This is a genomic window from Paenibacillus nuruki (assembly GCF_963311185.1).
GTDB classification, from domain to species: Bacteria; Bacillota; Bacilli; order Paenibacillales; family Paenibacillaceae; genus Saccharibacillus; species Saccharibacillus nuruki.
Genome location: NZ_OY725677.1, coordinates 1,055,013 through 1,068,276 on the forward strand (window position 1 = coordinate 1,055,013; position 13,264 = coordinate 1,068,276).

The window sequence follows — 13,264 nt, forward strand, 5'->3', positions numbered from 1 at the left end:
CTTTTTGCCGTAACCATTCCTATGAAGGGACCTGATTTCTGATGAATGAACATTTAGAGACATTTATCCGCTATTTGACGGAAGAAAAAGCATTATCTCGAAATACATTAGAATCGTATCGACGAGATTTGAATCAATTTCTGGAATTTGCTAGACAACGTGATTTGCAATTACCCGATCAAATTCGTAAAACACATATCGCCCTTTTCCTAGGAGAAATGAGACAGATGGGCAAAGCATCATCCACGATTACAAGGATGACTGTTTCGATCCGTTCATTCTGCCAGTATCTGGTGAGACAGGGCATGATTCAGCAAGATCCTTCAATACATATGGAAGCGCCCAAAGCAGAAAAGCGTCTACCGAATGTGATGACGATTGAACAAGTCGGACATTTGATTGATGCACCTGATCGCCAATCACCGCAAGGTCGACGTGATCGTGCGATGCTGGAATTGTTATATGCTACAGGGATACGCGTTTCTGAACTGATTTCGATCAATGTGGACGATGTGCGTCTGGATTTGAAGTTTTTACGCTGTGCGAATAATGCAGGCAAAGAACGGATTATTCCGATTACAGGAGTCACCGTGAAGCGTGTAGGTGAATATATAGAACAGGGTCGTCAGCAACTCATTCGTAATCATCCTGAAGAACTGGCACTCTTTGTGAATCAGCTTGGCACAAGACTTACACGACAAGGCTTTTGGAAAATGATCAAAAAGTATGCTCGTGAAGCTGGGATTGAGGCAGATATTACACCTCATACATTGCGTCATTCTTTTGCGACCCATCTGTTAGAGAGTGGAGCCGATTTGCGTTCGGTACAAGAAATGTTAGGACATGCTGATATTTCCACAACTCAGATTTACACACAGGTATCCAAGAAGAATATGAAAGATGTGTATGAAGCTCATCATCCGCGTGCCAATGTAACCTGATTCATCATCGAATAAGGAGGCATTGATCATGACACAATCAGACACACGTTTTAGACGAATTAGCGTTATCGTGATGGATAGCGTAGGAATCGGCGAATTACCTGATGCATCGAAGTTTGGTGATAAAGGTGCACATACATTAGGTCATATTTTGGAACAAGTTCCAGGGATCCAGATTCCTCATTTGCAACAATTGGGGCTGGCGAATATTACGTCTTTGGCACCCCTTGAGCCAGCAGAACACCCACAAGCTTCTTATGGTAAACTGGCACAGACCTCTATTGGCAAAGATACGATGACCGGCCACTGGGAAATGATGGGCTTGCAAATCAGTTCTCCTTTTAATACGTATCCACACGGGTTCCCTCAGGATCTCATCACTGAGCTAGAGAAGCTTACCGGTAGACGTGTAATCGGTAACAAATCAGGTACAGGGTTAGATATGATTGAACAATACGGGGAAGAACAGATGAAAAGTGGAGCATGGATCATTTATACCTCTGCTGACAGTGTGATGCAGATTGCGGCTCATGAAGATATTATTCCACTGAATAAACTGTATGAAGCATGTAAGATAGCACGTCAACTTACGATGTCGCCTGAACATTCGGTAGCACGTATTATTGCACGTCCTTATCGCGGAGCGCCTGGGCAATTTGTACGGACAGCGAACCGTCGTGATTTTGCTGTCAATCCACCTGAACCTACGGTATTGAATACATTGCAGAATTTTGGATACGATGTTATTTCTGTTGGCAAAATCAATGATATTTTCTCAGGGCATGGGATTACAGCTACCCATCCTACCCGTGGTAATGAAAATGGAATTCAAGTGACGATGGACGTGTTACGTCAAGATTTTAACGGATTATTGTTCACCAATCTGATTGATTTTGATTCGTTATATGGACATCGTCGTGATCCACTAGGATATGCCAAAGCATTGGAACAATTCGATCAAGCGTTACCTGATATATTATCTACTATCGGTGAACAAGATTTGCTGATTATTACCGCAGATCATGGGAATGACCCGGTACACAAAGGAACCGATCATACACGCGAGTATGTCCCTTTGTTAGTCTACAGTCCATCACTACAACAGTCTGTTAATCTAGGTATCCGGACGACGTACAGTGATATCGGTGCAACGATCGCAGATAATTTTAGAACAGGTGGTCCATTGCACGGTGAAAGCTTTTTAGATAAATTAAAGTAAGATTGATCTGACTACGGATTTAAGATATTCATTTTATATAGCATAGATATTCAAGGAGGATACTTTAATGACAACTATTACACAAGCAACGATTCAAGAAGCAGCTGCTTATATTCGCAGTCAAAGTGATATCAAACCAGAGATCGGACTTATTTTGGGATCAGGATTAGGTGTGTTGGCGGATTTGATCGAAGATAGCGTAGCGATTGATTATCATCAGATTCCACATTTTCCTGTATCGACTGTAGAAGGTCATGAAGGCGAATTATTGCTAGGTACGATTCAAGGTCGTCCTGTTGTTATGATGAAAGGTCGCTTCCATATGTACGAAGGATACGGCCCTGAAGTAACGGCATTCCCTGTACGTGTGATGAAAGAATTGGGTATTTCTACATTGCTGGTAACCAATGCAGCTGGCGGAGTAAATACTTCATATGAGCCAGGTGATTTGATGGTATTGAGCGATCATTTGAATATGACAGGTCGCAATCCATTGATCGGACCTAACGATTCGGCTCTAGGTGTACGTTTCCCTGATATGTCAGAAGCGTATAGCCGTCGTCTACGTGCGGTGTTCAAAGAAACAGCTGCACAACAAGGATTAAAAATTCAAGAAGGTGTCTATGCTGGATTGCTTGGTCCAACGTATGAGACGCCTGCTGAGATCGTTATGCTACGTACATTAGGTACAGACGCAGTAGGTATGTCTACCGTGTCAGAAACGATTGTAGCGCGTCATGCAGGGATTGAAGTTCTCGGTATTTCTTGTATTACCAATATGGCGGCAGGTATTCTGGATCAACCGTTATCTCATGATGAAGTCATGGAAACAGCAGACCGTGTTCGAGATCAGTTCTTGAAATTGGTATTGGCGATTATTCCTCAAATGTAATTGAATGTGGTTGGGTTGAAGATGGCTGTGCGGGGGAGTTAGACCGCTATAGGAAAAGAATTATTCTTGCCGTCGCTGGTGAAATGGAATCCTTTGATTGGACTGCTAGGCAGTCGGGATTCCACTTCAAAGGCGACTTTCAGAACAATTATTTTCCTTTCGCTCCGAGGTGGGAGCACAGTCATGAGATAAACGCCAACTTTTTGGTGGGTTGGCAGGTAGTGCGGTGGGAGTAAATAAACGATATGGTCATGTGAAAAAGCTTCTGAATCCTATAGTATAGGATTCAGAAGCTTTTTTCGTTATTGGATGATATGGAAAGGGTGTAGTATTTGAGAGAGTTTGAGTTAGATGGAGAAAATACTGATAAACTTATGATTCTCCTACATCAGGGTCAGGGGCTACTGTAGGTTGATTGGGTACGGACTCTGGTGTAGGTGTTGGAGAAGGGTTGGAATTTTCTGTTGTTATTTCTGTTGCTGGTGATGGGGCGGCAGTGTCTGGGCTGGTTAGTGTTAAGGTGTCGCCTTTGTCATTAATATTAACGGCTATCCCTGTAAGCTGACTGATTAATGATGTTGGGACATATACGGTTCCGTCTAGATTTATTGGTGTGCCTTGAAGAGTTGACGATACGCCGTTGATCTCCGCTGCTTTTTGATTCAATGTAAATGTAGCTGTACCGGAAGCACTGGATGTTGCTGTAATGGTCTGGTTCGCTTGATCCCAGAAAAAAGCAAATCCGTATGGAGTCAGCAAAGGTTTGTATGAGATATACGTGACTTTATTTTGAATAAAAGCAGGGATTTCTTTTTTGACATTCACTCCATCTAAAGTGACATTTAAAGATCGGCGTGACGGATTAGATGGTGGTGGCGTTGGTGTGGTCGGTGAAGCAGGTGTATTTGGATTCTTTTTCAACCAGAGTGAATAGCCTTCTTGCGCAACCCAAAGTCCGATTTTTTTATTTCGTCGCCATTCTTCGTTAAAAGCAGATAGGGGCAAGTTGGTTTCACCTGTTTTGATACCAATTTCCGGTGTAAAAGCAGGTCTACCAAATGTAGTGATAAACCAATCGGTATATCCGCCACCCGAAGGATTATTATTCGGACGTACTTGGCGATAACCTGTAAACGTAGTGAAGATATTAGCCAAACGTTTATCTCGACTTAGATTCTGCGGAAGCGTGTGGAAGTTCCAGTAGAGAATACGACCTGCTGAATGATACGATACGGCGATTTCAGGATCAATATCGTAGGTGAATGAAGTGGTTGCTTGATTTTCAGCAGTCTGTACAGCAGTGGTTCCTTTATGATTTTTCCAAAATGGATATGGAATATTATCTTCAATCGTGCTCCAATACGCATCATATTGCCGATTCGGATCAATACCTTGTGCATTGGCTTTCCAGCGTTTGAAGTTAGTACTACCCCCATTCATTTTGACTAAAGCTTGTCGAACCGAAGCCGGAAAAGCACTTGTTCCTTGTTGTTGCAAAGTTACTCCATCAGGATTAACCATCGGTACAAACCAAATAGTGGTTCGATCTAAAATTTGGCGAGTATTATATCCTTCAAAAGGTCGATTGGCGGTATACGCTATCGCATATTGTTCTAACATGTACATATTGATTGTCGTTGTCATCCATTCACGAGCATGATGAGAACCGTTAATAAATACGGTTGCTTGTCCATGCCCAAGTCCAACTGCCCAGATATCACGACCATACTTGGTTTTGCCAATAGATTTGTACTGAATCAAGTCAGGATATTTCTGAGCCAATGACTGAATATGTCGGGTCATGGCTGCATATGTATACGTGACAGACGGGTTAACTACCGTGCTACTTGCCGCTTCTGCTTGGTTTTGGAACAGCAGAGTAGGGACAAATAGTATAAATGCAAGCATAAGACATCCAATCTTTTTCAATGCCATCCTCCTCTAGAAAAATGATATACAATTGTTAGTACCCTAAATGTTTAAAATCCTTGATTTAACGGTATATTAGAGTGTCTCTCTCAAGAATAGTAGCATCTTATTTGAAGTGACGTAAATGCTTATTTTTTCCATATGTAAGTACATTAATAAGCAAATCCATTCATTGGAATCTCACATAAAACACAAATGTTCAGCAAAATAGTCCATTCTGCTATAATATGCACAATGGTTATACTGACTATACACTTCAAGTGAATGAACGGAGGACAACAGATGTATTTACATGGAACAAGTCAAATTAATGATCAAGGTCATCTTGTGATCGGTGGTTGTGATACCGTTCAACTTAAAGAACAATATGGTACGCCTTTATATATTATGGATGAGCATTTAATTCGTAGTCGTTGTCAGGACTATATGCAATCTTTTCAAGCATCAGGGTTAACTTTTCAAGTGGCGTATGCTAGCAAAGCGTTCTGCACGATGGCGATGTGTCGGATTGTAGAAGAAGAAGGATTGTCGATGGATGTAGTATCTGAAGGAGAACTGTATACAGCAATGCAAGCAGGATTCCCTGTTGAACGCATTCATTTTCACGGAAATAACAAAACGCCAGATGAATTAGAAATGGCTTTGGATGCAGGGATCGGGTGCTTTGTTGTCGATAACTTTGTGGAGTTACAAGTGTTAAATGCGATTGCGGCTTCTAAAAAAATGATGCCTAATATTCTGTTACGGGTGACTCCGGGTGTAGAAGCACATACTCATGAATACATTTCAACCGGTCAAGAAGATTCCAAATTTGGATTCGATGTCGGGAACGGAACAGCTTATCAAGCGGTGAAAGAAGCTCATTCACTGGAACATGTCAAATTATTAGGGATTCATTCTCATATCGGATCACAGATTTTTGAAGTGGATGGTTTTCAAGTAGCCGTTGAACGTGTAGCTGCATTTGCACTTGAAGTACAGCAACAAGAAAGCATTTCATTTACAGTCATTAATCTGGGTGGTGGATTCGGTATTCGCTATACATCCGAAGATACGCCGCTTCAAGTATCTGAATATGTAGAAGCGATCACCACAGCGGTTAAAGAGCACTTTTCCAAATTAGAAGGAGCATTACCACAAATCTGGGTAGAACCTGGTCGTAGTATTGTCGGGGATGCAGGAACAACGTTATATACAGTAGGTTCTAACAAAGATATTCCCAATGTACGCAAATATGTATCGGTTGATGGCGGTATGACAGACAATCCACGTCTAGCTCTGTATGAAGCGAAATATGAAGCTGTGATTGCCAATCGTGCCAATGATGAAGCAACAGAATTGGTATCGGTCGCTGGCAAATGTTGCGAAAGTGGCGATATGCTCATCTGGGATATTGAACTGGCTTCACCTGTAGCAGGCGATCTGTTAGCAGTAGCATGTACAGGGGCTTATAATTATTCTATGGCAAGCAATTACAATCGGATTCGCCGCCCGGCAGTCGTATTAGTTAAAGACGGCAAAAGTGATGTGATTGTAGAGCGGGAAACATTTGAAGATATTACAAGCAATGATGTGATTCCAGCTCGCCTAACTCGTACAACGATCACTACGTAGAGACTGAATCTTATTTATATGATTAGTATCTAATGTATGAAAATGTTCATCATGATTGTACAGATGGTGACTCTATATGTCGGTATCATGAACGGAATGTAGCGAAAAAGAAGTGAACATGCCTTTGCGCAGAATCGCTTTTCATAGTAAACTAAAGAGGATGCTGTCCTACAGATCTATTTCTCGCTTAATCGTACTCTGGTGAAGTAGAGGCATGCGTCCTAATTTCTGTTTTTAATTGAGAGGAGATTTATTATATTATGTCTAAACAAGCGAACATCAAACTTGCAAACGGTGGAGAGATCGTTATCGACCTGTTTGATCAAGATGCACCGAATACGGTTGCTAACTTTGAAAAATTAGCAAATGATGGTTTCTACAACGGATTAACATTTCACCGTGTAATCCCTGGTTTCGTAGCTCAAGGTGGATGCCCTAACGGTACAGGTACTGGTGGACCAGGCTACACAATCAACTGCGAAATCAACCCGAACAAACACGAGCGCGGTTCTTTGGCTATGGCTCATGCAGGACGCAACACAGGCGGAAGCCAGTTCTACATCTGCTACCAACCACAACCACACTTGGATGGACAACACACTGTGTTTGGTAAAGTAGTTAAAGGTTTGGAATATGTTGATGCTCTTAAAGGCAGCGACAAAATGGAAACTGTTGCAATTGTAGAAGCGTAAGCTTTTTTCAATAACAATAGCTTCACTTTTTTATCATCAAGAACTTGTTCTCTTTAGAGAGCAGGTTCTTTTTTTATTCATTTTGACTTTATTCCCTTTGATGTGAATAATGGTATGTATCGAAACAATTGGATAAAAAAGGAAGGCGAGCCGATGAATATTAATCATGCTGAACATCCTGTACAGCTTTTAATAGCATGTGATACCGAGGAGAAGCAATCTCAAATCGATCTCAAACTTTTTGTTGTTCGCAAAGAGAAAGAAGCTGACCATTATTACCGGAGCAAAGTGATTACATTAGCAGAAGAAGTCACCAGCTGGTTAAAAGATCAGTTAATTCGTTCTTTTAAAAGCTTTCAGCAACCAGAAGGTGATGAATCTAAGTTTGCGGTCAGTGATTATCATTTAGAAGTACAAAAAAATGAGCAACTGGCTAAGCTAGTGATCCAAGAACAACATAGTACATTGAATGCGCGCAAAAACGGTCTACTGCATGCATTAACAGAAACAGATCAAAGTATCGAAGAACGGGATACCCATTTTCAAATCATACGATTAGATATAGAGCAATATAAAATATATTGTTGTTTTTATCGTAAACCCAAAGTAGGAACAAAAAAGAGAAGATTAGCGATAAAAGACTCCAATGTGTTTCATTTTGTCAGCGATGATTTGTTAGAGTTAGGTGGGAAGATAGATTTTTTTATCCTCACTAATGAGATCTATATTTCCAATCTGTTATCTTTTGAAAATATGTTTGATTATCGTGATCATATTAACGAAGCTAGAGATTATAATCTGCATCAAATTGTGAATCTTCCTTTTTTTGCCGCAGAAGAGTCCAATAAAGACATATTTGAGCAACATTGCAAGCAACATGTGTATTCTAGAAGTCTGGCACAATTGAGCGCAGACAATATAGCAGCGTTAGAGGATAATTTTGAAGAACGATGTGATGAGCTGAAATTAATTAGAAAAAGGTTACCTCGAAATGCTCAAAAAGCAGAAGAATATAGAAAAAAATATGCCGCGATCTGGGATTTATATTCATTTCTGGATCTGGAACATTACCAAATCAAATATGAACCTGATCAAAAACCAACCACTTTAATTCATTTTTTTGCTGATAAAATAAAACAATCTTTTTTAACTAAAAACTTTAGTATTGCTGTAGATATAGATCCATTAGAGAATGATTCATAGTTTATAAATTAGAGAAGGAGACTGATAATGTGGTCTAAAAAAGAGCAACTTATTTTATGGATAACCGCTTATTTTCCACTTCTGTTTTTAATTGTCGCTGGATTTTTGTATGAAAATAATCTTCTACCCTCATGGCTTCAGAAGAAAAATGTAGCGTTATGGTTTGCTCATCAATGGACAGGTGAAGCACTGTTTATCATCATTGTATTGGTGTTGTCTATTGTATTGTACCGGATTGTGATTGTATGGTTGCTGGCTGGTATAGAACAAAAGTTATTGTCTAAAAAGGTCGGAAATCAATATGCTGTGCGCCACTTTGAGAAATTATCGGCTAGCGAATATTCTTTCTTTTTGATCACATTATTATTGCCTCGTATTGCATTAGATTATTCATCAATCATGAATGTAGCTCTTTCTTTATTAGTGATTATTTTTATTATTTCCGTGTATGTCAAAACAGATACGATCTCTTCATGCCCACTATTTTTTGTATCCGGAAGACAGGTGCTAAAAGGCATCATTTCAGAGCATACATTAGAAGAAGAACGTGAACATCCCGAGTATCGTAAACATGTGATCTGTCTTGTAAAAGAAAAAGATTTGGATTTGTCGACTTCATATAGAGGGCAACATCTAGTGAGCAATATGTATATGATTGCTAAAGAAAACTCTATCAAGTACATTAAATAAATGGATCTATGAAATAAAGGAGAATGATTAATGGCAGGCACATTATTTACACATGGAACATTTGCATTTAGCACTCATCTTCAATCCGATGCAGATGCAATCTACATAGACAATGGCATTATTCAGGCGATTGGTACCACTTCAGAATTATCACTACAGTTGTCTGGCAAAGACTATCACCAAGTGGATTGGGATGGTGCTCATGTATTGCCCGGATTAACGGATTCTCATATGCACTTGTCGATGCACGGAATGAAGTTATCGATGCTCGATTTCTCAGAAGTGACATCCAAAGAAGAAATGAGCAGCCTGATTCGTCAGCGTGTAGCTATGACACCAGCAGGGCAATGGATTGTAGGCTTGAACTGGAATGAAAATAACTTTAACCCACCGATTCCGCCTTTACGAACAGAGCTAGATGAGATTACGACGGAGCATCCTATTTACCTGACGAGAACGTGTTTTCATGCTTTTCTAGGCAACAGTCTAGCCTTTGCCAGAGCAGGGGTGACCTCTTCTTCACCAGATCCTGAAGCAGGCTCCTATGGTCGTGATGAAGCAGGAGAATTAAATGGCTGGATTTATGAAGAAGCTTCAGCAGCTTTTACCGCAGTACAACCGGAACCTGATTATAATACCAAAAAAGAAGCGATTCGGCGTGCTTGTCAGGATGCGCTTCGATTGGGATTAACAGCGTCACATACGGAAGATTTACGGTTTTTGGGAAGTATAGAGACCATGTTGCAGATTTATCGTGAATTGCATGCAGAAGGGCTACATTTCCGAACACATCAATTGATTTTTTATACTCATTTACAAGAAGCGCAAGCATTAGGATTACGAGCAGGGGACGGAGATGAATGGTTGCGCATTGGTGCAGCCAAATTGTTCTCAGACGGAGCGATTGGTGGACGTACGGCGCTACTCCGACAACCGTATAGCGATGCACCTCACACACGAGGAATGGCAATTCATACAACTGCTCAATTGAATGAAATTACATCGTATGCACGTTCGCTTGGTTATCCGATTGCGGTACATGCCATTGGGGATGGAGCAGCTGACCTTACTTTATCGGCGATGGAAGCTCATCCACTACAAGGCATTTCCCATTTACCAGATCGATTTATTCATGCTCAAGTACTGGATCAATTATTGCTAAAGCGTATGACTCAATTGCCACTGATTGCAGATATTCAGCCTCGATTTGTAGCCAGTGATTTCCCATGGGTGATGGAACGTGTGGGTGCAGAGCGTACAGATTATTTGTATGCTTGGAAAAAGTTAATAGACGCAGGCGTAATCTGTGCTGGTGGAAGTGATGCACCGATCGAGCCACTTGATCCCATGCTTGGTATTCATGCGGCTGTCACTCGTCGCAAACCTCATAGTGCAGAGCCTGTAGAAGGCTATTTACCGCAGGAGCGACTGACTATAGCGGAAGCTGTACATTTATTTACAGTCGGTAGTGCACAAGCGGCAGGCGAAGAACAAGAGCGAGGTAGTATTCAAGTTGGCAAAGCTGCTGATTTTACAGTACTGGATCGAGATATCGCAACAGATTCAGAGTCTTTGTTACAGACTCAAGTTAAGATGACCATTGTTAATGGACATATCGCTTATGAAGCCTAGTAGACTGTAGTTATTCTATTTAGCACATCATGAACTCAAAAAACACCTATACATGATCTGTTTTTTTTGGACAGAGCTTATGTATAGGTGTTTTTTTGTTATATTGGATTAACGAATAATATGGTGTTGCAAAAAATCTAAAAAGTCTTGTTGCATGGTGCCGAGTGGCAAGATTTTTTTGATGATTCGAAGCCGCCAACGTTGACCGTTACTTTGAAATGACCATAAAGCATCCAGCAAACTGCCTGTATTATAATTCTGCTCCTGTAGATCAGTCACTGGAATCTCTAGAGTATGTATGACTTTTGATGAGAAAAAATTAAGAAATAAAATGATTAGCTTATCGTGATTTAGGAGCAATATCGTTTTACTAGAATAGGAAGCAAAACTTTGAGACTGGGCATAACAGATCTGCATATTAGCTTCTATGTACGGTGTAGTCAGTTTGCGAATAAGCTTTTTGTGGATAAATAGCATCATCAAGCACCTTTCTATGTGAATAATAAAGAACTTACAATGGGCAACAACATACATTATCTAACTATAAAAAAGTCAATTTATTATACAATATTAGTAATAGACAAGTCATGCGATAAGTCATTTTCAAAAGAATAATATTCATAATGACTATCTACAAAAAAGGTGAAAATGGAGCTTTCTTGATTTTTAATTGTTTCGATGATATGATTTCAGCATCACAGCAAAATCGTGATTATAATTTCATACGTTATCCTTCGGGGCGGGGCGCAATTCCCCACCGGCGGTGTTGAGATCAAGTTTGTATAGGTCTCTAAGTCCGTGACCCGGCTATGTGTTGTATAACCATAGACGGTGGATCTGGTGAGAATCCGGAGCCGACAGTATAGTCTGGATGGGAGAGGGATACAGAAGTCGCTTGCATAGCGATTTCTGAATTAAGATGCACTTATTTGAGTGTATAGTTTACTATTTTCAGGAAGCAATAATCTGTGGATAACAGGTTTATTTGGTCTCTGATGATAGTCTATATATTGAAAATATGTTGATATTGGATCAGTGGATCAAGCTGAGCCGATAGTAGATATACAGTTTTGTGCTGTACATTTACAGACATACGATCGCCATCAAATAAGCACATTCCATTCTTACTCCTATACATGAAGATGTTAAGCCCTGTAAACATTCGGATATTATTCCGGTTTACAGGGCTTTTTGCTTGTCATTGTATCATTTTAACCTTTATAATTTAGTTATTAAATTATGAATAGTAACTAAATATGAGGATACGAATATGTTAAATCATTACCGTATAGATGATCCATTGCATGTTGCGGTATGAAAGATATATTGTATCGAAGGAGCCCTTAATCATGAACGTAATCAATGATGAATTTTACATGACACTAGCACTAGATTTAGCAGAAAAGGCTCAAGGGCAGACAGATATCAATCCTGTTGTTGGTTGCGTAGTCGTCAAAGACGGCAGAATTGTAGGGATGGGAGCCCATTTACAACGTGGAACCGGACATGCTGAAGTCCATGCGCTCAATATGGCAGGAGATCAAGCAGAAGGTGCAACAGCGTATGTGACATTAGAGCCATGCAGTCATTATGGCAAAACCCCTCCTTGTAGTGATCGTCTGATCAAAGAAAAAGTGAAGCGGGTTGTGGTGGCAGCAGTAGATCCGAATCCACAGGTAGCTGGTTCAGGTATCGAAAAGTTACGCAGTCATGGGATTGAAGTGGTGACAGGAGTACTGGCTAAGCGATCGGAACGACTGAACGAAACATTTAACAAATATATTACAACAGGGCTACCTTTCGTAACGCTCAAAACAGCTAGTACGTTAGACGGTCGTCTGGCTTCTCGCACAGGAGATAGTAAATGGATATCCAATAGCGATGCTCGTACGATCGTTCATACGATGCGTCATCGTCATCAAGGCATTATGGTAGGCATTGGTACAGTATTGGCTGATGATCCTGAGCTGACCACACGTACAGAAGTGACAGGTGTTCAGCCGACTCGAATTGTGATTGACTCGCAACTTCGTATTCCTGATACCGCCAAACTATTAAATACAGAAGTGGCTCCTACGATTATTGTCACAACATATCAAGCGAATCGAGATCGTATCCATGAACTACAAGAACGTGGAATCACAGTCATTATCTGTGGTAGCGGCCCGTATGTGGATCTTCCTTTTGCGCTGAAAAAGCTTGGCGAACTGGAGATATCTTCGATTCTGTTAGAAGGTGGAGGTACGCTGAACGGTTCGATGCTTGAAGCTGGATTGATCGATCGAATCACTTTATTTTTTGCTCCCAAAATTATCGGGGGTACATTATCCACTTTTGCATTTGACGGATTTGAAAAAATGAATCAAGCAGTCACTTTAGATGAACTCGAAATAGAGACGTTAGAGGACAATGTTTATATCAGTGGATTACCACGTTATCATCACCTATAACC

The 13,264-nt window shown here is 40.5% G+C and carries 11 protein-coding genes and 1 riboswitch; of the genes, 9 read left to right on the forward strand and 2 right to left on the reverse strand.

Annotated elements, in window-relative coordinates; genetic code table 11:
- Window positions 1–41 precede the first annotated feature (41 nt).
- The 3 genes from xerD (at window position 42) to RCP16_RS04720 (ending at window position 3,052) form a co-directional block, all read left to right on the forward strand.
- Window positions 42–941, forward strand: coding sequence for a site-specific tyrosine recombinase XerD (xerD, locus tag RCP16_RS04710; RefSeq protein ID WP_069327877.1), 900 nt, complete (start codon window positions 42–44; stop codon window positions 939–941).
- 28 nt (window positions 942–969) lie between these two features.
- A complete protein-coding gene (locus RCP16_RS04715) occupies window positions 970–2,160 on the forward strand; it encodes a phosphopentomutase (protein WP_308641768.1) in 1,191 nt (396 codons plus the stop codon).
- Between the two features lie 67 nt (window positions 2,161–2,227).
- A complete protein-coding gene (locus tag RCP16_RS04720) occupies window positions 2,228–3,052 on the forward strand; it encodes a purine-nucleoside phosphorylase (RefSeq protein WP_308641769.1) in 825 nt (274 codons plus the stop codon).
- Window positions 3,053–3,424: 372 nt separating this feature from the next.
- Here RCP16_RS04720 and RCP16_RS04725 read toward each other — a convergent pair whose 3' ends face one another.
- Window positions 3,425–4,981, reverse strand: a complete 1,557-nt coding sequence (locus RCP16_RS04725) for a M14 family zinc carboxypeptidase (RefSeq protein ID WP_308641770.1) — start codon at window positions 4,979–4,981, stop codon at window positions 3,425–3,427.
- Window positions 4,982–5,263: 282 nt separating this feature from the next.
- Here RCP16_RS04725 and lysA point away from each other — a divergent pair, with 282 nt between their 5' ends.
- The 5 genes from lysA (at window position 5,264) to RCP16_RS04750 (ending at window position 10,812) form a co-directional block, all read left to right on the forward strand.
- Window positions 5,264–6,595 (forward strand): diaminopimelate decarboxylase, encoded by a 1,332-nt coding sequence (lysA, locus tag RCP16_RS04730; RefSeq protein WP_308642445.1) that lies wholly within the window; start codon window positions 5,264–5,266, stop codon window positions 6,593–6,595.
- A gap of 260 nt (window positions 6,596–6,855) precedes the next feature.
- On the forward strand, window positions 6,856–7,287 hold the full coding sequence (locus RCP16_RS04735; protein WP_069327881.1) for a peptidylprolyl isomerase: 432 nt from the start codon (window positions 6,856–6,858) through the stop codon (window positions 7,285–7,287).
- Between the two features lie 102 nt (window positions 7,288–7,389).
- Complete coding sequence (locus RCP16_RS04740) at window positions 7,390–8,490, forward strand: Kiwa anti-phage protein KwaB-like domain-containing protein (RefSeq protein WP_308641771.1); 1,101 nt, start codon at window positions 7,390–7,392, stop codon at window positions 8,488–8,490.
- 27 nt (window positions 8,491–8,517) lie between these two features.
- Complete coding sequence (locus RCP16_RS04745; protein WP_069327883.1) at window positions 8,518–9,180, forward strand: KwaA family protein; 663 nt, start codon at window positions 8,518–8,520, stop codon at window positions 9,178–9,180.
- Window positions 9,181–9,210: 30 nt separating this feature from the next.
- A complete protein-coding gene (locus RCP16_RS04750; protein WP_308641772.1) occupies window positions 9,211–10,812 on the forward strand; it encodes an amidohydrolase in 1,602 nt (533 codons plus the stop codon).
- A 108-nt stretch (window positions 10,813–10,920) separates the two neighbouring features.
- On the opposite strand, the gene RCP16_RS04755 is transcribed toward RCP16_RS04750, so the two are convergent.
- Window positions 10,921–11,091 carry a hypothetical protein gene (locus RCP16_RS04755; RefSeq protein WP_308641773.1) on the reverse strand — a complete coding sequence of 57 codons (171 nt, stop codon included), beginning with the start codon at window positions 11,089–11,091 and terminating at the stop codon, window positions 10,921–10,923.
- Between the two features lie 447 nt (window positions 11,092–11,538).
- Window positions 11,539–11,699, forward strand: a riboswitch (FMN riboswitch).
- A gap of 462 nt (window positions 11,700–12,161) precedes the next feature.
- On the opposite strand from RCP16_RS04755, the gene ribD reads away from it, so the two are divergent.
- A complete protein-coding gene (gene ribD, locus RCP16_RS04760; RefSeq protein ID WP_308641774.1) occupies window positions 12,162–13,262 on the forward strand; it encodes a bifunctional diaminohydroxyphosphoribosylaminopyrimidine deaminase/5-amino-6-(5-phosphoribosylamino)uracil reductase RibD in 1,101 nt (366 codons plus the stop codon).
- Window positions 13,263–13,264 lie beyond the last annotated feature (2 nt).